Source organism: Mesorhizobium sp. M8A.F.Ca.ET.202.01.1.1 (genome assembly GCF_004791595.1).
Classification (GTDB): domain Bacteria; phylum Pseudomonadota; class Alphaproteobacteria; order Rhizobiales; family Rhizobiaceae; genus Mesorhizobium.
Genome location: NZ_SRUN01000006.1, coordinates 283,561 through 308,135, shown reverse-complemented (window position 1 = coordinate 308,135; position 24,575 = coordinate 283,561). Strand labels below are relative to the sequence as shown.

General features: G+C 62.7%; 24 protein-coding genes. 11 read left to right on the top strand and 13 right to left on the bottom strand.

Going from position 1 to position 24,575, the window contains the following annotated elements; genetic code table 11:
- Positions 1–55: 55 nt before the first annotated feature.
- The 8 genes from EN845_RS16220 to EN845_RS16185 all read left to right on the top strand — a co-directional run bounded on the left by EN845_RS16220 (position 56) and on the right by EN845_RS16185 (position 7,136).
- Entirely contained in the window at positions 56–358 is a 303-nt protein-coding gene (locus EN845_RS16220; RefSeq protein WP_127871527.1) for a virulence factor, read from the top strand.
- Positions 351–947 (top strand): methylenetetrahydrofolate reductase C-terminal domain-containing protein, encoded by a 597-nt coding sequence (locus EN845_RS16215; protein WP_127871528.1) that lies wholly within the window; start codon positions 351–353, stop codon positions 945–947. The genes EN845_RS16220 and EN845_RS16215 overlap by 8 nt, the downstream gene beginning before the upstream one ends.
- Positions 944–2,035 carry a methylenetetrahydrofolate reductase gene (locus tag EN845_RS16210; RefSeq protein WP_127278052.1) on the top strand — a complete coding sequence of 364 codons (1,092 nt, stop codon included), beginning with the start codon at positions 944–946 and terminating at the stop codon, positions 2,033–2,035. Before EN845_RS16215 ends, EN845_RS16210 begins: the two co-directional genes overlap by 4 nt.
- 81 nt (positions 2,036–2,116) lie before the next feature.
- The gene (locus EN845_RS16205) at positions 2,117–3,088 is read left to right on the top strand and encodes a methyltetrahydrofolate cobalamin methyltransferase (RefSeq protein ID WP_127871529.1); all 972 of its coding nucleotides are present in this window, start codon (positions 2,117–2,119) and stop codon (positions 3,086–3,088) included.
- Positions 3,030–3,479, top strand: a complete 450-nt coding sequence (locus EN845_RS16200) for a hypothetical protein (RefSeq protein WP_135897771.1) — start codon at positions 3,030–3,032, stop codon at positions 3,477–3,479. Before EN845_RS16205 ends, EN845_RS16200 begins: the two co-directional genes overlap by 59 nt.
- A 10-nt stretch (positions 3,480–3,489) precedes the next feature.
- Complete coding sequence (locus tag EN845_RS16195; RefSeq protein WP_127871531.1) at positions 3,490–5,559, top strand: ASKHA domain-containing protein; 2,070 nt, start codon at positions 3,490–3,492, stop codon at positions 5,557–5,559.
- 178 nt (positions 5,560–5,737) lie between these two features.
- The gene (locus tag EN845_RS35495; protein WP_167531375.1) at positions 5,738–5,923 is read left to right on the top strand and encodes a hypothetical protein; all 186 of its coding nucleotides are present in this window, start codon (positions 5,738–5,740) and stop codon (positions 5,921–5,923) included.
- 232 nt (positions 5,924–6,155) lie between these two features.
- Positions 6,156–7,136, top strand: coding sequence for an alpha/beta hydrolase (locus EN845_RS16185; RefSeq protein WP_127871532.1), 981 nt, complete (start codon positions 6,156–6,158; stop codon positions 7,134–7,136).
- On the opposite strand, the gene EN845_RS16180 is transcribed toward EN845_RS16185, so the two are convergent.
- Positions 7,137–8,036: a LysR substrate-binding domain-containing protein gene (locus EN845_RS16180; RefSeq protein ID WP_015317416.1), complete on the bottom strand. Its 900-nt coding sequence runs from the start codon at positions 8,034–8,036 to the stop codon at positions 7,137–7,139.
- 219 nt (positions 8,037–8,255) lie between these two features.
- Here EN845_RS16180 and EN845_RS16175 point away from each other — a divergent pair, with 219 nt between their 5' ends.
- From EN845_RS16175 to EN845_RS16165, 3 genes are all read left to right on the top strand, one after another.
- Positions 8,256–8,441, top strand: a complete 186-nt coding sequence (locus EN845_RS16175; RefSeq protein ID WP_127280941.1) for a hypothetical protein — start codon at positions 8,256–8,258, stop codon at positions 8,439–8,441.
- A gap of 350 nt (positions 8,442–8,791) precedes the next feature.
- The gene (locus EN845_RS36650) at positions 8,792–8,926 is read left to right on the top strand and encodes a hypothetical protein (protein WP_127281166.1); all 135 of its coding nucleotides are present in this window, start codon (positions 8,792–8,794) and stop codon (positions 8,924–8,926) included.
- Between the two features lie 404 nt (positions 8,927–9,330).
- Positions 9,331–10,269 (top strand): GlxA family transcriptional regulator, encoded by a 939-nt coding sequence (locus EN845_RS16165; RefSeq protein ID WP_348631100.1) that lies wholly within the window; start codon positions 9,331–9,333, stop codon positions 10,267–10,269.
- A 38-nt stretch (positions 10,270–10,307) separates the two neighbouring features.
- On the opposite strand, the gene EN845_RS16160 is transcribed toward EN845_RS16165, so the two are convergent.
- From EN845_RS16160 to EN845_RS16105, 12 genes are all read right to left on the bottom strand, one after another.
- Positions 10,308–11,093, bottom strand: coding sequence for an ABC transporter ATP-binding protein (locus EN845_RS16160; RefSeq protein ID WP_127871534.1), 786 nt, complete (start codon positions 11,091–11,093; stop codon positions 10,308–10,310).
- Positions 11,090–11,863 (bottom strand): ABC transporter permease, encoded by a 774-nt coding sequence (locus EN845_RS16155; RefSeq protein WP_127871535.1) that lies wholly within the window; start codon positions 11,861–11,863, stop codon positions 11,090–11,092. Before EN845_RS16155 ends, EN845_RS16160 begins: the two co-directional genes overlap by 4 nt.
- A 68-nt stretch (positions 11,864–11,931) precedes the next feature.
- Positions 11,932–12,882 carry an ABC transporter substrate-binding protein gene (locus EN845_RS16150; protein ID WP_127279860.1) on the bottom strand — a complete coding sequence of 317 codons (951 nt, stop codon included), beginning with the start codon at positions 12,880–12,882 and terminating at the stop codon, positions 11,932–11,934.
- Between the two features lie 113 nt (positions 12,883–12,995).
- Positions 12,996–13,844 carry a DUF1194 domain-containing protein gene (locus EN845_RS16145; protein WP_167531376.1) on the bottom strand — a complete coding sequence of 283 codons (849 nt, stop codon included), beginning with the start codon at positions 13,842–13,844 and terminating at the stop codon, positions 12,996–12,998.
- Between the two features lie 94 nt (positions 13,845–13,938).
- A complete protein-coding gene (locus tag EN845_RS16140; RefSeq protein ID WP_127871537.1) occupies positions 13,939–16,500 on the bottom strand; it encodes an FAD-dependent oxidoreductase in 2,562 nt (853 codons plus the stop codon).
- Positions 16,501–16,649: 149 nt separating this feature from the next.
- Positions 16,650–17,408, bottom strand: a complete 759-nt coding sequence (locus EN845_RS16135; RefSeq protein ID WP_127871538.1) for an FkbM family methyltransferase — start codon at positions 17,406–17,408, stop codon at positions 16,650–16,652.
- The gene (locus tag EN845_RS16130; protein ID WP_127871539.1) at positions 17,405–18,637 is read right to left on the bottom strand and encodes a hypothetical protein; all 1,233 of its coding nucleotides are present in this window, start codon (positions 18,635–18,637) and stop codon (positions 17,405–17,407) included. The genes EN845_RS16135 and EN845_RS16130 overlap by 4 nt, the downstream gene beginning before the upstream one ends.
- Positions 18,638–18,658: 21 nt before the next feature.
- Positions 18,659–20,131: an aspartate aminotransferase family protein gene (locus EN845_RS16125; protein ID WP_127871540.1), complete on the bottom strand. Its 1,473-nt coding sequence runs from the start codon at positions 20,129–20,131 to the stop codon at positions 18,659–18,661.
- 60 nt (positions 20,132–20,191) lie between these two features.
- Positions 20,192–21,199 carry an NAD(P)-dependent oxidoreductase gene (locus tag EN845_RS16120; protein ID WP_127277685.1) on the bottom strand — a complete coding sequence of 336 codons (1,008 nt, stop codon included), beginning with the start codon at positions 21,197–21,199 and terminating at the stop codon, positions 20,192–20,194.
- Entirely contained in the window at positions 21,196–21,630 is a 435-nt protein-coding gene (locus EN845_RS16115; protein ID WP_127871541.1) for an EamA family transporter, read from the bottom strand. Before EN845_RS16115 ends, EN845_RS16120 begins: the two co-directional genes overlap by 4 nt.
- Positions 21,631–21,754: 124 nt before the next feature.
- The gene (locus EN845_RS16110) at positions 21,755–23,104 is read right to left on the bottom strand and encodes an FAD-binding oxidoreductase (RefSeq protein WP_127871542.1); all 1,350 of its coding nucleotides are present in this window, start codon (positions 23,102–23,104) and stop codon (positions 21,755–21,757) included.
- Positions 23,105–23,106: 2 nt separating this feature from the next.
- The gene (locus EN845_RS16105; protein WP_127871543.1) at positions 23,107–24,540 is read right to left on the bottom strand and encodes a UbiA family prenyltransferase; all 1,434 of its coding nucleotides are present in this window, start codon (positions 24,538–24,540) and stop codon (positions 23,107–23,109) included.
- Between the last annotated feature and the right edge of the window lie 35 nt (positions 24,541–24,575).

Here is a 24,575-nt window from a genome sequence, read left to right as displayed (position 1 = left end):
CAAGCAGCCTTACGACGCTTGCGGCAATGCTCGGAATATCGAGGAGCGAGAATTCATGGCCGATCTTATCGTCGTCTACTGGCGCGACATCCCTGCCCAGGTCATCGTCAGGAAAGGCCGGCAGAATGCCAAGCGCGAATTGCCGTTGCGCTTCACCGAGGCGATCGACATGTGCGCCATGCGTACCGGCGCCGGTGGCACCGACGACTATCTCGCCGAATGGCGCAAGGCCGAGCCGGTTCCGGTCGGCGACGATCTCGAAGCCGAGGTCGAAAAGGCATTCCACGAGCTCGACGCGAAATACGACCGCGAGCGGCTGGTCGCTCTGGTCAAGGCGGGCGGAAAAGAAAATGTCTGACGAGAACCCGACGGTTACCCAGGCCACGCTGGTCAAGAAGGCAGCGCCGAAATCCGACTACAAGCCGGCCGACGTCTCGCCGCAGCGCCGCGTGCAGCGCTCGTTCGCGGTGAGATTATGGTCTGTTCGGCACTCGCGTCTGCTCGAATGGTTTTATGCCCGCTTCGCCGACATGTTCCTGCTGCTGCATCCCCTGTGGAAGGGCATCGGCTATGGCCGCGTCGAGGCTCCGATCAAGTTCGTCGAGAAGCGCGTCAAGGGCTTCATGTTCGACTGCCGCATGTGCGGCCAGTGCATCCTGTCGTCCACCGGTATGTCGTGTCCGATGAACTGCCCCAAGCAGTTGCGCAACGGCCCTTGCGGCGGCGTGCGCGCCAACGGCAATTGCGAGGTCGAGCCCAATATGCCCTGCGTCTGGGTCAAGGCCTGGGAAGGTTCGCAGAACATGGTCAACGCCGACAGGATCCTCACCGTGCAGAAGCCGGTCGACCAGTCGCTGCGCGAAACCTCGGCCTGGCTGCGCGTCACCGCGCAGGCGGCGGCAACCCGCGAAGCCGCTGCCGCGCCAAAGACCGGAGCCGCCGCATGACCGGCCGTCAGCGTGACGAGAACCCGGCCGGCATTCACCTGCCGCTCGATCCCCTGCCCGGCCACACCTCGCGCGGCCGGCTGGAGCGCGTGCTGCGGCGCGGCGAATTCGCGGTCACCACCGAGCTCAACCCACCCGACAGCGCCGATCCCGAGGATGTCTACAACAGGGCGAAGATCTTCGACGGCTGGGTCGACGCCATCAACGCGGTCGATGCGTCCGGCGCCAACTGCCACATGTCGTCGGTCGGCATCTGCGCGCTGCTGACCCGTATGGGCTACGCCCCGATCATGCAGATCGCCTGCCGCGACAAGAACCGCATCGCCATCCAGGGCGACGTGCTGGGCGGTGCCGCCATGGGCGTCGCCAACATGCTGTGCCTGACCGGCGACGGCGTGCAGGCCGGGGACCAGCCGGGCGCCAAGCCCGTGTTCGATCTCGATTCCATGTCGCTGCTGGAGACCTGCCGCATCATGCGTGACAACGGCAAGTTTCTGTCCGGCCGCAAGCTGACGACGCCGCCGCAGCTGTTCCTGGGCGCTGCCGTCAACCCGTTCGCGCCGCCCTTCGACTTTCGCCCGATCCATCTCGGCAAGAAGATCGCCGCCGGCGCGCAGTTCGTGCAGACGCAGTATTGCTTCGACGTGCCGATGTTCAAAACCTTCATGCAGAAGGCGCGCGATCTCGGCCACACCGAGAAAGTGTTCATCCTGTGCGGTGTCGGCCCCTTGGCCTCGGCCAAGACGGCAAAATGGATCCGCTCCAACGTGCCGGGCATCCATATTCCGGATGCCGTCATCAAGCGGCTGGAAGGCGCCCAAGACCAGAAGAAGGAAGGCAAGCAGCTCTGCACCGACATCATCAACGAGGTGAAGGAAATTCCCGGTGTCTCGGGCATCCATGTGATGGCCTATCGCCAGGAAGAATATGTCGCCGAGATCGTCGATGAATCGGGCGTGCTGAAGGGCCGCCAGCCATGGAAGCGTGAAATCCGCCGCGACGACCAGATGGTCGCCGACCGGCTGGACCGCATCCTGCACGAAGATATTACCGAAACCCAGGTGGATATGGTGAAGACCGCGCATTGACCCGCGCGGAAGGCCACCATTCGCTTGATCGACAAGAGATAACGATATAAAGAACTCTTTATATCACGACGGAGAGATTTCATGACCCGGACCATCGTTGCCTCGGCGACACGAGAAATCATCATCGGCTTCGACCAGCCCTTCTGCGTGATTGGCGAACGCATCAACCCGACCGGCCGCAAGAAGCTCGCCGCCGAGATGGTGGTTGGCAATTTCGAGACCGTCATCAAGGACGCGCTGGAGCAGGCCGCCTGCGGCGCCACCATGCTCGACGTCAATGCCGGCGTCACCTCGGTCAACCCGAACGAAACCGAACCTGGTCTTTTGGTGCAGACGCTGGAAATCGTCCAGGGCCTGGTCGATCTGCCGCTGTCGATCGACAGTTCCGTCACCGCAGCGATCGAGGCGGCGCTGAAGGTCGCCAAGGGCCGGCCGCTGGTCAACTCCGTTACCGGCGAGGAAGAAAAGCTCGAGGCCATCCTGCCGCTGGTCAAGAAATACAACGTGCCCGTCGTTGCCATCTCCAATGACGAGACCGGCATTTCGATGGATCCGGACGTCCGCTTCGCCGTCGCCAAGAAGATCGTGCAGCGCTGCGCCGATTTCGGCATTCCCGCGCACGACGTCGTCGTCGACCCGCTGGTCATGCCGATCGGTGCGCTTGGCGATGCCGGCCGCCAGGTGTTCGCGCTGCTGCGCCGCCTGCGCGAGGAGCTCAAGGTCAACACCACCTGCGGCCTCTCCAACATCTCCTTCGGCCTGCCGCACCGCCATGGCATCAACGCCGCCTTCATCCCGATGGTGATCGGCGCCGGCATGACCTCGGCGATCATGAACCCGGTGCGGCCGCAGGAAATGGAGGCCGTGCGCGGCGCCAACGTGCTGAACGGCACCGACGAGAACTGCACCAACTGGATCCGCACCTACAAGGACTACAAGCCGGCCGAAGGCGGCCATGCGGTTGCGGCGCCGACGCAGGTCAATGCCCCGGGCGATGGCGCCGCCGGCGGTCGCCGTCGCGGTGGTCGTGAAGCCCGGATGGGCCGGGGATAAGCCATGCGCTTTGAAGCTAGAGATAGGGAAGCCTGATCAAAAAATGGGAGACCAACGAATCTCCATAGGAAAAGTCCAACTTCTTTTGCTTGGAACCCTCTCGGTTCCGGCCATCGTCATTTTTTGCGTAACGCGATTCTTCGTTTTTCCGGAAAGGCAAGATTTTGATTTGTTTTCTGCCGGTGTTCTAAAGTGGGGACCTTATATCCTCTACATGGATATCCTGTTCTTTTTACTCTTTGCCACTTGGGCCATTAGAGTACCCAAAATGCTTCCCCTGCATGTGAGATATGCCAGAAATTTCGTCAGATTTTTCTTTGCTTTCAATCTTGTAGCGTTTGCTGCTCTTACCGCCTATTTCAAACTAACAATCGACACTACGGGCGGCTAAACGACAAGCGATGAATTCACCTGCCAACATCACCGATCCACTCGTGCTGTTCATGCCGTCAGGCAAGCGCGGGCGGTTCCCTGTCGGCACGCCCGTGCTCGACGCGGCGCGCCAGCTCGGCGTCTATGTCGAGAGCGTGTGCGGCGGGCGCGCCACCTGCGGTCGCTGCCAGATCGAGGTGCAGGAAGGCAATTTCGCCAAGCACAAGATCGTCTCCTCCAACGACCACATCTCGCCCAAGGGTCCCAAGGAAGAGCGCTACGAACGCGTGCGCGGCCTGCCCGAACGGCGCCGCCTCTCCTGCTCCGCCCAGATCCTCGGCGACCTCGTCATCGACGTGCCGCAGGACACCGTCATCAATGCGCAGACCATCCGCAAGGATGCCGACACCAGGGTGATCGCCCGCGATACGGCGATCCGCATGTGCTATGTCGAGATCGAAGAACCCGACATGCACAAGCCTCTGGGCGATCTCGACCGGCTCAAGATCGCGCTGATGAAGGACTGGGGCTTTAAAAACCTCGAATTCGACTTCTACCTGCTGCCGCAGGTGCAGGGCATATTGCGCAAGGGCAACTGGACCGCCACCGCCGCCATCCACAAGGATGCCGACAGCGACATAGCGCGCGTCATCGCGCTATGGCCGGGCCTCAAGAACGAGGCCTACGGCCTGGCCTGCGACATCGGCTCGACCACCATCGCCATGCATCTGGTGTCGCTGCTGTCGGGCCGCGTCGCCGCCTCTTCGGGTACGTCGAACCCGCAGATCCGCTTCGGCGAGGATCTGATGAGCCGGGTCTCCTATGTGATGATGAACCCGGATGGCCGCGAAGGCATGACGGTTGCTGTCCGCGAGGCGATCTCCAGCCTCGTCGACAAGGTCTGCGCCGAAGGCAACGTCCAGCGCAACGACATCCTGGATTCCGTCTTCGTCGGCAATCCGATCATGCATCACCTGTTCCTCGGCATCGATCCGACCGAGCTCGGCGGAGCCCCCTTCGCGCTTGCCGTCTCGGGCGCCGTTCGCATCAAGGCCTCCGATATCGGCCTCAAGCTCAACCAGGGCGCGCGCCTCTATATGCTGCCTTGCATTGCCGGCCATGTCGGCGCCGATGCGGCGGCGGTGACGCTGTCGGAAGGCCCGCATCGCCAGGACGAGATGATGTTGATCGTCGATGTCGGCACCAATGCCGAGATCGTACTCGGCAATCGCGCGCGTGTTGTCGCTGCCTCCTCGCCCACCGGTCCGGCCTTCGAAGGCGCCGAAATCTCAGGCGGCCAGCGGGCAGCGCCCGGCGCCATCGAGCGCGTGCGCATCGATCCCGACACGCTGGAGCCGAAATACCGCGTCATCGGCTCGGAACTGTGGTCCGACGAACCGGGCTTCCTCGACAGCGTGCAGGCGACCGGCGTCACCGGCATTTGCGGCTCCGGCATCATCGAGATCGTCGCCGAAATGTATCTCGCCGGCATCATCTCGGAGGATGGTGTCGTCGACGGTTCGCTTGCCGCGCGCTCGCCGCGCGTCGTCGCCAACGGCCGCACCTTCTCCTACGTGCTGAAGGAAGGCGAACCCAAGATCACCATCACCCAGACCGACGTGCGCGCCATCCAGCTTGCCAAGGCTGCACTCTATGCCGGTACCAAGCTGTTGATGGAAAAGCAGAACACCGAGCATGTCGACCGCATCCATTTCGCCGGCGCCTTCGGCTCCTTCATCGATCCGAAATACGCCATGGTGCTCGGCCTGATCCCCGACTGCGACCTCGACAAGGTTTCGGCCGTCGGTAACGCCGCCGGTGCGGGCGCGCGGATGGCGCTGCTCAATCGCGGCTACCGCCGCGAGATCGAGGAGACGGTGAGCCAGATCGAGAAGATCGAGACAGCGCTGGAACCGAAATTCCAGGAGCATTTCGTCTACGCCATGGCGCTGCCCAACAAGGTCGATCCGTTCCCGAAACTGTCGGCGGCGGTGAAACTGCCGCCACGCAAGACGGTGAGCGATGACGGCATCGCCGGCGACGCCGCGCCGCGCCGGCGCTCGCGCGAGGGCCACGCGGCACGGCGCAGCCGCGAATAGGCCCGCCGGCCCCTCCCTCGATTTCATTTGTATGCAAATGTTTCCGGATCGAACCGATCCGGAAACCGAAACGCTGCTTCCGCGAAATCCATCCGATACATGGCAGGCGCATTTACCCCGCATCGAACGGCGGCCGAGGATAGTCCTTGGCCACGGCCGTTCTTCAAGGGAGATGAAAATGTCGATGTTCGAAAATCTCGGCCGCTTCGGTGTGACCATCAGGCAAGCCCATGCCAGGAACAAGGCGATCCGCGCGCTGAACAGCTTGCCGGCGCATGTCCAGAAGGACATCGGCTGGCCGGCATCGCCGCCGAACGATCCGCAGGTGACGCTCGCCTCGCTGCTTCTGGGTACGACGCGCTGATGACGTTCGCCGACAAATGCAAATTGCTCGGCATCCGCCGGGGATCTCGCACATCCCCGGTGGCCACCAGCAACCGATTGCGCGCGGCGCTTTTGCCGCGGCGCCGACGACAGCGCGCGGATCACACCAGCGTGTGGGCACAGCGTAAATCTTGACATTTTCGGCCAAGGCACGATCTTCGCTTGGAGGGGGAAATCTCTTAGTCGGCTGCCGCCGAAGTTCGTGTCTCCGCATGCCAAGTTTGAAAAGCCACGTCGTATCCTTCGTGCTCAGGCACAGCCGCAAGCAGGCCTTTTCCAGCCCGGAAAACCTGCGGCGCTGGATCGCGGCCGCGCGCAAAACCGAGGATCACCATCCACCGGCCGCGCTGCAGCAGCGTTACGACATCCAGACGCGCAGCGTGGACGGTTTCCCGGTCTACGAAATCGCCCCCCGGGCCGGAGAGCACAAGCGAATTCTCTACCTGCACGGCGGCGCCTATGTCTTTGAGATCACGCCCTATCACTGGTATCTGATCGCCGACATGGCCGACCGGCTGGGCTACGGCATCACCGTGCCGATCTATCCCATCGCACCGGAACACGATTTCCACGCCATGTTCGGCATGGTCGGCAATGTCTATCGCCAGATGATCGAGGAGACGGAGGCGGAAGAGATCATCTTCATGGGCGATTCCGCGGGTGGCAACATGGCGGTGGTACTGACCATGATGGCGGCGGAAGAGGGCCTGCCCCTACCCTCGCGCCATGTGCTGATTTCACCCGGGCTCGACGTCTCGCTCGCAAACCCCGAAGTGTTCGAGGCGGAGCGAAACGACCCATGGTTGGGCATTGCCGGTGGGCGGGAGGCAATCCGGCTCTATAGTGCCGGCATGGATCCGGCAGACTGGCGCATCAGCCCGGTCTATGGCGATCTGTCGGTGTTGCCGAAGACATTGCTCCTGACGGGCTCCCGCGATCTTCTCACACCCGACAATCTGATCTTCGCACAAAAAGCCCGCGCCGCCGGTGTCGAGGTGGAGCTGGTCTACGAGGAAGGCATGTTCCACGTTTGGCCGCTGATTGACATGCCGGAAGCGCGGCGCGCGCGCCAACACATCGTTGCTTTCCTCAACGAGAGCCCTTCGCCGATCGTTCAAGGCACGGCGGCAAGGTTCAAGGCGCCCTCCGCGGAGGCTGCGGAGCAGCGCCTCCAGTCCGGGTATCCCGGATAATCAGAACTTGCCGGTTTCCCGGAACACTTCGAAGGTCGCGCGGATGTGGTCGGCGACGGCCTTGACCGGCGCGCTGGCGTCCGGCGCCACCACCATGGCAAGATTGTAAGTGCCGATATCGGGCATGCCGTCCTTCGGGCAGAGTTCGACCATGTCATTGCCGAGGAACGAACGCGGCAGCGGCGCGACCGCGAGGTCGGCCATGATGGCGGCGCGCTGGCCGGCCGTATGGGCGCTCATGTAAGCGACGCGGTAATTGCGGCCCTCGCGGCCCAATGCCTCGAGCGCACCGGCCCGCCAGGCGCAGCCTTCTTCCCAAAGCGAAACCGGCAAAGGTTCGCGCAGATGCGCGCAGCCACCCTTGGCGCCGGCCCACACGATCGGCTCGGTCAAAAGCACCTCGGCGCCGAGCGCGCTGGTCTTGTACGAGTTCGTCAACAGCGTGATGTCGAGCGCCCGGTCGTCCATGCGGCGGCGCAGATTGCTGCTCTGGTCGATGGTGACGTCGACGGCGATCGAGGGATGCGACTGCGCGAAACGTTTCAGCACATGCGGCAGCACGCGCTCGCCATAGTCATCGGGGGAGCCCAGCCGCACAACGCCGACAATATCGGGGATGATGAACTTCGACACCACCTCGCGGTTGATCGACAAAAGCCGGCGGGCATAGCCGAGCAGCATCTCGCCGTCCGTGGTCAGCGTTACCGAACGCGCATCGCGCGCGAACACCGAGCGGCCGAGAATATCCTCCAGCTTCTTGATCTGCATGGAGACGGCCGACGGCGTGCGGAACACCGCATTGGCCGCAGTGGTGAAACTGCCGGTCTCGGCAATCGCCACGAAAGTGCGCAAAACGTCGAGGTCGAGCAGCGGCAGCGGATGATTGAGTGGGGCGTTCATGGCGATCAGCCTTCAATTTTTCTGATACAAAGCATCATTCCATTTCGTTTGATTGAACATCAGATCAGGAGCATAGTCAACTCCATCGAAGCAGCATGCTGCCAAAAGCGGTCACCAAACGACCACGGCGCAGACCTGCATTCGGCATGAAATGAAGCTGAAACAGACCTGACGTAACACGTTGCCGGCGCCTCCCGCGCCGCTGCAAAGGAGATCGAAATGTCTATCCTGTCGTCCCTCGGCCGCATCGCGACCGAATTCAACGCGGCCCGCGCCCGCTACCAGACCGAACGCGCCATCCGTTCCCTGCCGATCGAGTTGCAGAAGGATATCGGCTGGCCGGAAGCTTCCGACGCCAAGACCGGCATTCGCAATGGCGTCGGATCCTGGGCTGGAGCAAAGTAGATCGTGTGTACCCCGTGCTGAAGGGCTGCCGCGCAAACCGCCCGGCAGGCCTTCTCTATTTTATTTGCATTCAAACGAATTCAGGAGCCATGCCGCCGCTGCATGGCGCATATGAGCAAGCCGCATAGCAGCTCGTTTTTGAAGCTAACCGTCTGTAAATATTCGTAAATATTGGGCATGACAGCTTCACTCTGCCCAAATTTGTCGCATTTGGTGTCGCTTTTCATATCAAGCGCTTCGCTTTTGCGATTTAGTTTCCGCTCACACAAGCCTATATCACCGTCAGCAAACGAGCTGCCCCACTCCATCAAGCGAAGGCGACCCGTCTGAGCAACCGATTGGAGATGATCATGAAGCTTTTTGCCCGCCTCTTCGCCCGCCGCGAAATGAACCTGACCACGGCGCTCGAGCGTCAGCGCCTCGCCAAGACCATGCCTGGCCAGACCGGCGCCATGGCTGCGGCGCGCCTCGGCTTCGTCGCCTGAATAAGACTAGTTCCAGGAAAATCGTGTAACGGTTTTCCGTTCGGGACTGCATAGAAACACAAAATACCTCCAGAGCCGCGCTCCCCTGCCACGGCTTCAGAGTTGACTGCCGCCGCTTCGGTCCGCCGAGGCGGCGTTTATTTTGTTGCGCTTCCATCGTCTTTTCACAACCTGACGGTGGCCTGGTTTGAGCAGCACCGCGCGGCGATTGCCCATTTGCGACCCATGTCGCAAATTTAATCTTGCCAAAGCCACCTAGCCGATTGACAGGAATGGTTTTTCCTGATGACGCTATGCTATTCGCGACATCCTGTTCGCGTCATGGCCAGATGAGGTTCCCCGTGAACGCCGTCAAGCATCCGATCAAGCGGTCGTTTGTGTTCTTCCTTGTTCCCGATTTCACCATGATCGCTTTTGCGACCGCGCTGGACCCGCTGCGCTCCGCCAATCGGATGCTCGGTTACGAGGCCTATCGCTGGCGCCTTGCCAGCATCGACGGCAAGCCGGTGCGCGCCTCCAACGGCGTCGAATGCGCCGTCAACACCTCGCTGGAAGAGGAACGCAAGAAGATGGCGGGGCCGGATCGTCCCAACATGGCCATCGTCTGCAGCGGCATCAATGTCGAACGCTACCAGAACAAGTCGGCCTTTGCATGGCTGCGTGAGGAATACAATCGCGGCGTCGCGGTGGGTGGCCTGTGCACCGGTGCGCATATCCTCGCCTCCGCCGGGCTGTTGTCGAACAGGCGCTGCGCCATCCATTGGGAAAACCTGCCGGGCTTTTCCGAGGCCTTCCCGAAAGCCAATGTCTTTGCCGACCTGTTCGAGATCGACCAGAACATCTACACCTGCGCCGGCGGAACCGCCGCGCTCGACATGATGCTGAAGCTGATCGGCGACGACTTCGACGAGAACCTCGTCAACCGCGTCTGCGAGCAGGTGCTGACCGACCGCGTGCGCAGCCCGACCGACCGCCAGCGCCTGCCGCTGCGCGCCCGGCTTGGTGTGCAGAACTCGAAAGTGCTGACCATCATCGAACTGATGGAGGCCAATCTGTCCGAGCCGCTGTCGCTGATCGAGATCGCCGACCATGTCGACCTGTCGCGCCGCCAGATAGAGCGCCTGTTCCGAACCGAGATGGGACGCTCCCCTGCCCGCTACTATCTCGAAATCCGCCTCGACCGCGCAAGGCATCTCTTGATCCAGTCGTCGATGCCGGTGGTCGAGGTGGCGGTCGCCTGCGGCTTCGTCTCGGCCTCGCATTTCTCGAAATGCTACCGTGAGCTCTATGCCCGCTCGCCGCAGCAGGAGCGCGTCGACCGCAAGCAATTGCTGGCGGCCTGACCCAAACCATACGCGCGGAACGACCGAACCGTGAGCGATTAGTGCACGTCTGCGGTCCGCATCGCCTCGACGCGGATGTCCTCGGTCAGCCGCGCCTTCAACGCCGAGAATTCCGGACTGGTCTTGAGCGTGTAGTGGCGCGGATGCGGCAGGTCGATGGCGACATCCGACTTGATGCGGCCGGGCCGCGCCGTCATCACGATCACGCGCGAGGCCATGAAGATCGCCTCCTCGATGTCGTGGGTGACGAACAGCACCGTCTTCTTGCGCCGTTCCCATATGCCGAGCAGCAATTCCTGCATCAGTCCGCGCGTCTGGTTGTCCAGCGCCCCGAACGGCTCGTCCAGCAACAGGATTTCCGGATCGTTGGCCAGCGCCCGGGCGATCGCCGTGCGCTGCTGCATGCCGCCGGAAAGCTGCTTCGGCCAATGGTTCTCGAACCCTTTCAGGCCGACGAGATCGACATAGGAGGCGACGATCCCGTCCCGCTCCTCTTCGGCCATGCCGCGTTCGCGCAAGCCAAAGGCGATATTTTCGGCGACCGTGAGCCAGGGAAACAGCGTGTAGGACTGGAAGACCATGCCGCGGTCCGGTCCCGGTCTCGTCACCGCCTTGCCGTCGAGCAGAACGCGGCCTTCGCTTGGCGCCTCCAGACCGGCGACGATCCTCAACAGCGTCGACTTTCCGCAACCCGACGGCCCCAGGATGGTGATGAAGTCATTGGCCGCGACCGCCAGGTCGACCGGCATCAGCGCCCTGACGGGTTCTCCGCCCCGCACGCCGGCAAAGGTGCGCGAAACACCCTCGATGAGAAGCTTGCTCACGTCAGGCTCCACGGAAAGAGCCAGCGGTTGAACGCCTTGAAAGCGAAGTCGGACAACAGCCCGATCAGGCCGATGACGATGATGCCGAAGATGATCTGCCCGGTCGCCAGCCGCGACTGGCTGTTGATGATCATATAGCCGATGCCCGACGACGAGCCGATCAGTTCGGCGACGATGACGTAGGTCCAGGCCCAGCCGAGCACCAGCCGCAGCGTCTCGGCGATTTCAGGTGCGTTGGTCGGCATGATCACCCGCCTGACGATGCCATTGTTGGTCGAGCCCAGCGTATAGGCCGCCTCGACCAGGTCGCGCCGCGTTGATCCGACCTTGACGGCAATGATCAGGATGATCTGGAACACCGAGCCGACGAAGATGACGAGCAGTTTTTCCAATTCGCCAATGCCCGCCCACAGGATGAGCAGTGGAATGAACGCCGATGCCGGCAGATAACGGGCGAAGGAGACGAAGGGCTCCAGAAAGGCTTCCACCGGCTTCCAGGCGCCCATGGCGATGCCGAGCGGCACGGCGACGACCGAGGCCAGCACAAAGCCGCCGAAGACCCGCCAGATGGTGATCAGTATGTCGAGCCAGAAACGGTCCTCGACCAGCAGCCGCCAGCCGTCCCGCAGCATCGACAGCGGATCGGCGAGGAAGATGCGGTTGACGTGGCCGCCAAGCGTGATCCAGGCCCAGAAGACCACGAACAGCACGAAGAATGAAATGCCGAGCACTGTTCGCAGGCCCGGCGAGACAGGATGCAAGGGGCGCATCTTCGTCCTTTGTCAGCAGGAAGGCGGCGGCGCTCTGCGCCACCGCACGGTATCCAGGGGTTGAGCCGTCAATTCGCCACGGCGCTGGTGTCGGCCAGCGTGGCGACGTCGGGCGCCTCCTTGATCAGCCCCATCTGCAGCAGCAGGTCGCCGGCGGTCTTGGAAAAGTCCTGGAATTCCTTGGTGAAGAACTGCTTGTTGTCGGCCTTGTCGGCCCATTTCAGGTACTTCGCCGAATCCTCGAATTCCTTGGCCGACTGTTTCACGTCGGCGCCCATGATCTCATAGGATTTCTGCGGATCTTTCTTGATCAGGTCGAGCGCGTCGAAATAGCTGTCGGCAAGCGCCTTGGCGGCGTCGGGATTGGCCTTGAGGAATTCGGGCGTGCAGCCGACCGTGTCGAGAACCATCGGATAGTCGAGCGTGGTCGCCAGGATATGGCCCTGGTCGGCCTTGTCGCGCACGGCCGAGATGAAAGGCTCATAAGTGACGGCGGCGTCATTCTGGCCGGCGAGGAAGGCTTGTGCCGCCGCGTCAGGCTCGAGATTGACGACCGTCACGTCCTTGGTCGACATGCCGTTCTTGTTCAGCACCCAGGCCAGCATGAAATAGGGCGACGTTCCCGGCGCGGAGGACGCTACGTTCTTGCCCTTGAGATCGGCGACGGTCTTGATGTCGTTGCGCACCACGATGCCGTCGGCGCCATAGGATTTGTCGAGCTGGAAAATCTGCTTGGTGGTCACCCCGCTGGCGTTCCAGACCAGCCAGGTCTCGACCGTGGTGGCGGCGCATTGCAGGTCGCCGCTGGCTATTGCGAGCGGCCTACTGGCCTGCGGCACCTTCTTCAAGGTCACGTCGAGTCCATGTTTCTCGAACAGCCCTGCCTGCTTGGCGAGTGTCAGCGGCGCGAAGCCGGTCCAGCCGCTGATGCCGATGGTGAGTGACGTGGCGGCCATCACCGGTGCGGATAAGCCCGCGGCAAGCGTCAATGTCGCGGCAAATACGGTTATCCTGTTCATATCAGTTCCCCTTTGTTTTTCTGGGGGAAATTGTTCACAGAGGCCGATGGGCTTGTCAATCAACAGGAACGTGTTCGCGCGGAAAGCAGCCGGCAACCCGGTTTGGGATTGCCCTACCGGCTGTCGGGCATCCAGTTGCGGTTGCGCCACATTTTCTCGCCGATCTGGCAGTCGGCGGCGGGCTTGTCCTGCGCCAGCACCACTGGCGGGTGATCCGCCTCCTCCGCCGCCCATTGCGGTGACGCCGGGCCGGCAAGCTCCAGCACCAGCTTGCGGCGGATGGCTTCGGGAAATTGCGTCCAGTCGTTGACTGGGATCATGAAGGCGCCGGCGCCGCCGATGACGCAGTCGCTGTAGTAGCGGTCGAGATCGTTGACGTCATAGACGCCGGAAAAGCCGCCTCGGGTCATCAGCGGCAGGCCGTTGATGACGATGCCTTGCCTGACCACCCCGTCGCGGACGAGATTGACCGGCGCGCCCTGGTTGTTTGGCCCGTCACCCGAAATGTCGATGACGCGCTTGGTTCCCTGGTAGCCGCTTTCGGCGAAAAGGTCGCTGCCGAACTCCAGCGCGCCGGAGATCGAGGTGCGCCGCGCGCTGTTGGGCGGCTGGGCCGACAATTGCGCCACCACCCGCTCCGCGTCGGCCCGGCTCGCGATCACCGTCCACGGCACGATGACGCGTTGCCAGCTGGTGCCGGCCCATTCGACATAGGTGACGGCGATCTTGCCATAGGCGCCATCGGCGATCGCCTGCAGCACATTGTCATGCGTCAACGCCGCCGCGTAACCATGGCGCTGAATCTCCAGCTCCTCCGCCGACATCGACAGCGAAACGTCCACCGCCAGCACCAGCTCGACATCGACCGGCTCGTCCGCGCGGGACGTTGGCGCCAGCCAGAGCACCAACGCCAGTGCAGCAGAGGCGGAAAGCAGATGTCTTGCGCAGGGCAAACCAGACATTGCGCAAGGGTAAGCGAGAATCGTCCACTGAAAAAGAGAAAAGCCCGGCCGTGGCCGGGCTGATCCAATCTATGCGAGCCCTACCGCTGGACGATCAGCTCCGCGGCTTCAGATTCTCCGGGTCGTAAAGCGGCTTGTAACCGACGCCGGCGACTTCGACCGGATAGGTCTCGCCGAAATACTCGACCATGAGCTTGCGGCCCTCCTGCGCATAGGCCCAGGGCAGATAGGCAAGCGCGATGTTCTTGCCGATCGTCGGGCCATAGGCGACCGATGTGGTGAAGGAGCGACGGCCGAGTTCGTCGACCAGCGTTTCTCCGCTCTCGGGGTCGATCACCGGCATGATGCCGACGGGATAACGGGCAACACCCCTGGAATCCGTATTCTCGGTCATCACCAGCGTACACAGCATGGCCGGCTGATGCGCGCGTTCGCGGTATTCGACATGCTTGGCCTTGCCGGAGAAATCGTTCTCCTTGACCTTCGGACGGGCGAGATCGGCCTCCAGCAGATTGTACTCGGTCAAGAGGTCGGCATTCTGCAACCGCAGGCTCTTTTCCATGCGGCGGGTGTTGGCATAGGTCTCGACACCGAACGGCATGACGCCGGTCGAGCGCAGCGCGTCCCAGACGGCGAGGCCATCCTCGTAGCGCATATGCAGTTCCCAGCCTTGCTCGCCGACATAGGATATGCGGAACGCGGTGACATCCTTGCCACCGATGCGGACCGGCTTGATGGCCGCGAATGGAAAATTCTCCGGTGAAAGCCCATCCGGGTTCTCGACCACCTTTTGCAAGGTGGTGCGGGCGTTCGGCCCCCAGATGCCGATGGTGACGTACTTCTCGGTCACATCGGTGATGGTGACATCGAACCCTTTGTCCTGAGCCGTGCGGCGCATGTACTGGAAGTCGCGCGGCCCGGCATCGGCGCCGTCGATCAGCCGGCAGCGGTCGGCCATGCGGATCACGGTGAAGTCGGCGCGCACCATGCCTTCCTCATCGAGGAAGTGGGTGTAGATGCCCTTGCCGATGTTGTTGTCGCCGCCGATCTTGGCCGCGCACAGCCATTCCAGCAGTGCGACATGGTCGGGTCCCTCGATGTCATACATCGAGAAATGCGAGAGGTTGACGATGCCGCAATCCTCGCTCATCGCCAAATGCTCTGCGTTCGAGACGCGCCAGAAGTGGCGGTTGTCCCACTCGTTCTCGCGCACGGGCACCCGGTTGCCATACTTCTCGAGCAGATGCTCGTTGGCGGCGTAACCATGCGCGCGCTCCCAGCCGCCGAGCTCCATGAAATAGCCGCCGAGTTCCTTCTCGCGCTCCCAGAACGGCGAGCGCCTGATGTTGCGACCCTTGGAGAAGGGCTCGCGCGGATGCACCGCCGGATTGTAGACCTTCATCGCCGTCTCGGTGCAGCGATCCCAGATGAACTGTTCCTTCGTCTGGTGCGGATAGAAGCGCGCATAGTCGATGGCGTGATGGTCGATCTCGGTGCGACCGTCGGTCATCCAGTCGGCGATCAGCTTGCCCATGCCGGGGCCATCCTTGACCCAGATGGCGACGGCGTACCAGAGACCCCTCACCTTCTGGCTCTCGCCCATCGACGGCCCGCCATCGGCAGTCACCTGCAACAGGCCGTTGAAGGAATGGCCTTCGTTGTAGCCGAGTTCGCCCAGAATCGGCGTCAGTTCCATGGCGCGTTCCAGCGGCGCCAGGATCTGCTCCATGTCGAGATCGCGCTGCGACGGCGACAGCCGTGCCTGGTCCTTCTCAAGCAGATCGCGCGGGTGGCAGAGGCGCGGATTGGTCTCTTCGTAATAGCCCCATTCGATCTGGCCGCCCTCGGCGGTCTTGGGGTCGCCGGTGTCGCGCATATAGGCCGAGTTGCCCTGGTCGCGCAGCAGTGGCCAGCCGATCTCCTTGCCGGTGCCGGCAAATTCGGTGTAGGGCCCGAAGAAGGTCAGCGGATGGTCGATCGGCATGACCGGCAGATCCTCGCCGACCATCTCGGCGATCAGCCGTCCCCAGATGCCGGCGCAGACGATGACATAGTCGGCCTCGATCGTGCCGCGGTCGGTCACCACGGCGCTGATGCGGCCGTCCTTGACGACAAGCGACTTCGCCGGCGTGTTGGCGAAGGGTTTGAGCTTGCCGGACGCTTCCGCCTGGTCGACCAGCTTGCCGGCAACGGTCTGGGAGCGCGGGATGACGAGCCCGGCGTCCGGATCCCACAGGCCGCCCTGCACCAGATCCTCTTCGATCAGCGGGAATTTTTCCTTGATCTCGGCTGGTTCGATCAGCCGGGCGCGCGTGCCGAAGGCCTTGGCCGAAGCGATCTTGCGCTTGATCTCGTCCATGCGGCTGTCGTCGCCGACGCGGGCGACCTCGAGGCCGCCGACACGCGCGTAATGGCCCATCTTCTCGTAGAAATCGATGGAATAGAGCGTCGTCCAGCATGACAGGAAATCGTGGCTGGTGGTGTAGCAGAAGTCCGACGCATGCGCGGTCGAGCCGATATCGGTCGGGATGCCCGACTTGTCGATGCCGACAATGTCGTCCCAGCCGCGTTCGATCAGATGATGAGCGATCGATGCACCGACAATGCCGCCGAGGCCAATGATGACGACCTTCGCCTTTTTCGGAAATTCTGCCATTGCCCGCGACTCCAAGTGCTGTTGCGGGCGGCGTCGGCGCCCGTTTGATCGGCGCACAATATGCAGGCGGCGGGCACTGCGCTACCGCCTGTTTGCGACACGCCACGGATGCGGCGCGACCCGTCGTGGCTCAGGAAAAACAGCTACCGTCAGGCAAACGCCCAGACGTCCTCGGCCTGGAAGCCGACCTGGTAGCCCGCCGTCTTCAGCTTGACCACGACCTGGCCGATTTCCGGGGCGGGCAGCGCACCGACCTCGATCTTGATCATGCCGGGACGGTAGCGCTTGAGGTCGAGTTGCTCGAACACGACCCAGTCGGCGCCTTCGCAATCGACGAGGAAGGCGTCGATATGGCTGACGCCGTTGCGGTCGAGCAATGTCTGCAAGGTCTCCGACGGCACCTCGATGTCTTTCAGATGCGGCGCGAAGTTGTTGAAGTTGGCGTCGGCCTCGCCCCAGGCATTCTTGCCCGACATCAAATTGGTGTCGGTCACCGAGGAGCAACCGATGAACTCGATCGGCAGCGTGCCGGCCTCCAGGGCAGCGGCATCGAAAGTGCGGACGGTGATGGTGCCCTTGGTCTTGGTCACCGCCACAGGCTCGATGATGAAGCGCTCCGTATCTGGATAGTTGGCGCGTAGCCGCTTCTGATTGTACGGGATCGGCTCGACCAGCACGGCGCGGGCCCTTGGGATGCGGTGCAGCCAGGGCGTCACGTCATCGAACAGCGCGCCATCGCAGGCGCCGACATTGACCATCTGGAATGGCCGGCCGCCAACACCGAAATGCGCCCTCAGCGCCGCCTTGACCAGGAATTTGGTGCCGCGCAGTGACGGCCCGCGATCGAGCAGGCCGGCGGGAAGGCCAAGCGACAGGGCAATGCGCGCCAGGCTGGAAACCGAACTCATGATTTGTCTCCGGGAATGACGTGCAAGGCGGCGCGATGCTGGCCACGGGCGACCGCCGCCCACAGTTCCATGAAGGGCGGTGCCAGCAGCAGGAATGGCGGGATCAGATGCGGGAAATAGATGCGCGTGTCGTGGATCGGAAAGACGGTGAATTTGGCTAGCGCGCCGAGCACCAGCGCCGCGAACAGGATACCGGCGCGGCGATCGAGCTTGAAGCCGGCCCGGCTCGCCGCATACCAGCCGGCCAGCGCCAGCACCGAAACGCCGATCCAACTGTTCAGGTTGACGGCGCGCAGCAGCGACGTGGCGAACGCCCTGAGATAGGCGATGACCGAGAAGGCCGGCTCGAACCCGTCCATATTGTAGTGCTGTTCGATGCTGGAGAACCAAAGATGCGGCCACCAGCCGGGATGATGGGCCCAGTGCGAAATGGCGAAATAGGCAATGAAGGACGCGGCAAAGCCGGCCAGCGCGCCCCATGCCTGCTGCCGGAAGACGACCAGCAGCACAGCGAAAACAGCAAGGAAAACAATATTGTCCGGTCGCACCATGAAGGCGAGAAAGAGCAGGATCGCCGTCGCCGCCTCGCGGCCTCTGACGTAGGCGTAGAGCCCGCCGAGCAGCAGCGCCGAGGTGAGCAGATCCGGCGTCGAGGCGCGCGCCGCATCGCCGAAATCGGCCATGATCAGCACCGCGCCGACCACCGGCGCCAGGGCCAATGCGTTTTGCGAACGCAGCCAGAGCAGCGTGATCGCGCCGAACAGCAGTGCCGAAAACACCTGCACCAGACGCATCGCCTCGACCGGTGACATCACCCCGCTCAGCGTCGACAGGATTTCGGCATAGAGGAACTTGATCCGGTACATGCCGAGCAGCGAATGGAAGTCGGCGGCGTTCTGCGCCATGTGGCTGCGGAAGCCGCCGCCATCGTCGGTCAGCGCCTTGTAGTCGCCGGCCGAGACACCCGATTTGACGGTGTCGTAGGTATAGTCATGCAGCGCTTGCGCATCGGGGTAGGTGCTCTCCTCCGATATGGCGAGATAGGGCAGCATGTCCCAGTTGGCGTCGGGCATCACCCAGGCCGTGAACGCCGTCAGAAGGATATAGAGCGCGAAAGCCGCGGCGCCGATCGGAGCCGCCAGCCGCGCATAAGTTCCCTCACACCACGCCAGGCCGGCCTCGACGAGCCGGTCGAGTGGATTCTTTGCAGAGGGCGACTTGGTCAGCATGACAGTGTTCAGCGAACCTCGTTAACGGACTTGGCTTTTGACGAAATCCTTCACGATCGCCACGATGCCGCGCGACAAAAGGCTGTCGAAGGCGTCGACGAAGCGGTCGACATGCTCGCGCTGGCAGATCAGCGGCGGCTCGAGCCGGATGACGTTGCGGTTGTATTCGGTGAAGGCAACGAGCACGTCATAGTCGCGCAACAACAGCGCGCCGACGAAGCCGGACAGCGAGCCCTTCAGCTTGTCGTCGAGCACGCTGACGATGGGGCGCAGTACCATAGGCAAGGTCTGCGAGAAGTCGTGGAACTCCAGGCCAATCATGAAACCCTTGCCGCGCACGTCCTTGATGATCTTGGGGTATTTTTCCCTGAGCGCCTGCAGGCGCTGCAGCAGGTAATCGCCGGTGACGGCGGCGTTGTCGATCAGCCCCTCGTCGTAGAGCACGTTGATGCCCTCGATCGCGGTGGCGCACGCCTCGCCCATGCCACCGAAGGTGGCCATGGCATGGATCATCGCCGTCTTCGGCGTGCCGTAGGCCTTCATGTAGATTTCGCGGCGCGCAATCATCGCACCGACCGCTGCCTTGCCGGCGCCAAGCGACTTGGCCAATGCCGTCACGTCAGGCACGACGCCGTAATGCTCGAAGGCATAGAAGCGGCCTGAGCGGCCATAGCCGCACTGGACTTCGTCGGCGACCCACAGCACGCCATACTGGTCGCACAGCGCCCGCAGCTTTTGCCAGTATTCAGTCGGCGCCTGAATGATGCCGCCGCCGCCCTGGATGGTTTCCAGCACGATGACGCCGACTTCCGGATCGGAGCGGAACAGGCGCTCCACGGCTTCGACGTCGGCGAAGGGAATGCGCACCGTGTTGTCGGCCATCTTGAAGTCGGCGCGATAGAGCTGGCCGTCGGTGATGCCCAGCACACCCTTCGTCTTGCCGTGGAAGGAATTCTCAGCATAGACGATCTTCGGCCGCTTCGGACCGGCGGCGCGCTCGGCGAGCTTCACCGCCGCTTCCATCGCTTCCGAGCCGGACGAGCCGAGGAACACCATATCGAGATCGCCAGGCGAGCATTTGGCGATGTTGTGCGCCAACGCGGCCGCATATTGCGACATGAAGGCGATGGCGATTTCCTGCCGCTTTTCCTCCTGGAATTTTTTGCGGACTTCCAGAATGCGCGGATGGTTGTGGCCGAAGGCCAACGAACCGAAGCCGCCGAAGAAATCGAGGATCTTGCGGCCGTTCTGGTCGATGTAGAACATGCCCTCGGCACGCTCGATCTTGATCTTGTGGAAGCCGAGCAACTTCATGAAATGCAGCTGGCCCGGGTTGAGATGCGCCTTGAACAGGTCGGTCATCCCTGCGACATCCATCGCCTTGGCCTGCTCGACGCTGATCAGGTCGGGCTTGGCGATGGTGGCGGGCGACAGCGTCGGCGCGCTGACCAGGGCGCGCGTATTCGTCTGCTCCGGCTTGGCCATGACGGTCATTTCAATCTCCTGTCAGCGCTCCGACCAGCGTCGTGCGCAATAAGCTGTGTTGGCAGGCCGCTATTCGCCGGGCACATGTTTGGTGGCGACAGCGGGACCTGCCTTCTTGGCGCGGTATTCGCTGTAGGCGGCGATCAGCATATCCTCGTCGCGGTATTGCGGCACCCAGCCGAGCTGGCGCTCGGCCTTGGATACGTCGAGCACGCATTCCTCGTCGGCGATCAGATATTGCTCGGGATCCATGATCGGCAGGTTGATGAGATCGAGCAGGTCGAGCGTGCGCTTGACCGCCCAGCCGGGCGTAGGCAGCAGGATCGACTTCGAGCCGGCATGCCGGATCAGGTCGCCGAGCAATTTTCTCACCGGCGGCGGGTTGAGCGAGCCGAGATTGTAGGCCTCGTTGGGCACACCGGCCTTCCAGGCCGCGCGTGCGGCCTCGGCGCAGTCGAACACCGAGATGAATTGATAAGGGTTGCGGCCCGAACCGATCATCGGCACCGGAAAACTCCAGTCGATCAGCTTGAACAGCTTTTCCAGGATGCCGAGCCGGCCGGGTCCGATGATCAGGCGCGGACGAAACAGCGAGATCGACATGCCGCGCCTGCGCCATTCGGCGGCCAGTTCCTCGGTCTTCTGCTTCGACCAGCCATATTCGCCGAGCGGCGCGACCGGATGCTCCTCGGTCATCGGCTGGGTGACCGTGTGGCCGTAGATCATGTCGGTCGTGTAGTGGACAAGCTTCGGCGCGCCAGCCTTGTCCATGGCCTGCATGATGTGCTCGGTGCCGTGGACGTTGACCGGAAAGAAGAAATCGTGCCGCTTGGCACGCACCTGGATAGGCGACAGCATCTTGGCCGACAAATTGTAGACCATGTCGTCGGCTTTCAGCCCGACCGCGGCAACCGAGCCCGGGTCGGTGACGTCGCACTTGATGAAGCGGACATTGCGGTAATGCGCAAGGTCGCTCTTGGCGATGTCGACGACGACGACTTCCTCACCATCGGCCACAAGCTTCGGCGCAAGGTGGCGGCCGACGAAGCCGTCACCGCCGAAAATCACATGTCTCATCGAACGATCTCGTTTGCCTGTATCTTGTCGGAGGTGATGGACGCGCTCTGCTCCTCATGCCCTCGCCCACTTTGCGCGATCAGCACCGTGCCGACGCAGATGCAGGCGATGCCGGCGATGCGCCAGCCGTTGAGATCCTCGCGGAACACGAAATAGGCGAAGATCGCGACGGCGACGTAAGCCAGGCTGAGAAACGGATAGGCAAAGGAGAGTTCGACTTTGGAAAGCACATAGAGGTGCGAGACCATCGAAATGACGAAGGTGCACAGGCCAAGGAAGACCCAGGGGCTGAAGACGATCTGCAACAGCTTGATCAGCGGATTGGTGCCCTCGAACGAAATCGGTCCGAGCGAAATCATGCCTTGCTTCAGCATAAGCTGCGCGGCGGCATTGGTCATGACCGTAAAGAGAATGAAGACGATATATTTCATTTCAACCCGCCACCCCTGCAATATCAGATAATACAAACCTGAAAAGATTTCGTGAACTCACGAGACTATTTTGAGTAAACCTTGCCGTTAAGCGCTCAGAAACCATGATTCATTCCAATTTTATCTATTCGGCCGCCTCGGCGCCGCGGCGCCTGTGGTCGATGCTCCCGGCCGTGCGCGCCCAGAAATCGGACATGAAGGCGGGATCGCGCAACGCTTCCAGTCTCGGCCAGTCGGGGAACGAAGCGCTGAAGGTCGCAGCCGACATGCGTGCATCCTTGTAAGGGTTGACCGCCCCGCCGGCCGCGATGGTCATGCGGTCGAGCTCGCCGAGCAGGGCAAGCGTCGCCGCTCCCCTGTTGGGGAAGTCCAGCGTCAGCGTGTAGCCCGGCCTCGGGAACGACAGCAGTGCCGGCGAGCGGACTCCGCCGAAGCGCTTCAGGACGGTGAGGAAGGACCCCTGCCTGGCCTGGCGGGCAGCCGTCAGCAATGCCGGCACGATCGCGCGCGCCGCCTCTTCCGGGACCACGCTTTGATGCTGGAACAGCCCCTTCGGGCCATAGAGCCTGTTCCAGTCGTGCAAACCGTCGAGCGGGAAGAAAAAGCCCTGGTATTCGACCTGGCGCGGCACGGTAGCCGGGCGTTTTTTCCACCTGTAGGCAGCGTTGAACGCGGTCAGGAACGGCCGGCTGAGCACGTTGAAAGGCGGCTGGAACGGCACCGAGAATTTCCCGTTTGCACGCGCGGCCGCGTGCGAGCCATGCTCGGCGTGGTTGCCGGTAAACAGCAAGCCCCGTCCGCTGTCGCGGCCACGGGCAAGTTGGTCGATCCAGGCGACGGCATATTCATTGGCCTGGTCCGCAGCCTCGGCAAGGTCGAAATATTCGCCGAGATCGCGAAACCGCGCCGTCTTTTCGATGATGTCGAGCGACGGAACCCGCATCAGCCGGATCGAGGCCGACAGAATCAGGCCCGTGAGGCCCATGCCCCCGATGGTCGCCCGAAACAGACGCGGATTTTCGGTCGCCGAGCAGCGACAGCTACGCCCGTCCGACCGCAGCAGGGTGAAGCTTTCCACATGGCAACCGAACGTGCCGCGCCGGTGATGGTTCTTGCCATGGACATCGTTGGCGATGGCGCCGCCGAGCGTGACGAATTGTGTGCCGGGGACCACCGCCGGAAAGAAACCGTGAGGCGCGGCATGTGCAATGACATCCGCGAGCAGCACACCGGCATCCGCTTCGAGCAGGCCGCTCTCGGCGTTGAAGCCGCGAATGCGGTTCAGGGACCGCATGTCGATGACCGTGCCGGCCTGGTTCTGGCAGGAATCGCCATAGGACCGGCCATTGCCATAGGCAAGCAACGATGCTTGCCTGGCCTGGCCGCCTTTCAGCAGTGCAATGGCGTCATCGGCATGCATCGCCCTTGCCGCAGGCGGCGTGGCAAGGCCAAAGCTCTGGAAGCGTTCGGCCATGCCTACCAGCCCCCGATGACCAGCAGCACGGCGCCGATCGCTACCACGATCTGGCTACGCCAGTCGCGTATGATGAAGACGACCGGGTCATCGTGCATTTCGTCGCGGCGCGCCAGGATCCAGACGCGCATGGTGAGGTAGAGCACGATCGGCGCCAGCGGCCAGATCAGCCAGGGATGCGGATAAAGTTCGCGCACCGCGACGCTGTCCATGTAGAGCGCCAGCACCAGCGCCGAGGAGAAGGCCGAAGCCATGCCGGCCTGGGCGACGATCTCCTGGTCTTCGGTGCGATAGCCGCGGCCGGCAATGCGTTCGCCTGGCGGAATGGCGGTGGTGCGCAATTCGACGAAGCGCTTCACCAGCGCCAGCGACAGGAAGAAGAAGATCGAGAAGGCGAGCAGCCAGAACGAGACGTCGACGCCTGTGGCGGCCGCGCCCGCCAGCACACGGATCGTATAGAGCCCGGCAAGCGTCAGCACGTCGACCAGAAGCATGCGTTTGAACGACAGCGAATAGGCGGTCGTAACGACCATATAGCCGCCGAGCACCCCGAGGAATTCGATCGGCAGAAGGCAGCCGGTGCCGACGCCGATCACCAGCAGCACCGCGATCGCGCCAAGGCCGAACGGGATCGATAGCGCGCCGCTGGCGAACGGCCTGTTGCGCTTGGTGACGTGCTTGCGGTCGAGCGCAAGGTCGAAGAAGTCGTTGAGTATATAGATCGCCGAGGCAACCGCGCTGAACGAGATGAATGCCAGCAGGCACTCCCAGATCATGTTGGAGTTGAAATATTCGTGCGACAGCATCATCGGCACGGCGATCAGCGAATTCTTCAGCCATTGGTGGACGCGCAGCATCTTGATGATGGTCGGCAATGTCGGCTTCGGAGCCGGCATCGTTTCGGCGCCATGCGCCGCCTGCCAGCGTGCGGCATGACGGTCCGGCGCCACCACGATCGCGCTGCGCGCCGCGTCGAAGACCTGGAGGTCATGGCGGCTGTTGCCGGCATAGTCGAAACCGGCATCGCCATAGGCCGCGAGGAGCGAGGCGCGCTTCTTGCCCGAAGTGAGATTGTCGAGGCCGTCGGTGGCCAGCACCCGGTCGAAGATGCCGAGATGGACGGCAATGGCGTCGGCGAACTTGCGCGGCGTGCCGGTGGCCAGCACGAGCTTGCGGCCTTCGGCGTGCTCGGTGCGGAGCCGGTCGAGCAACGGCGCCCGATAGGGCAGCGTGGCGGGGTCGATGTCCACGCGCTGGGCGATCGCCTGCTTCAGCCGCGCCGGTCCCCCGGCCGCCCAGAAAGGCACCAGGAAAAGATAGAGCGGGTTCTTCTTGAGGAGGATGAACAGTCCTTCCCACAACAGGTCGGTCGCGATCAGCGTGCCGTCGAGATCGACCGCAAGCGGTATTGCGTTCCTGTCCGACCGCGCGTCCATGCCCGTCCTGCCCTGCCAGCATATGATCCGGAAAC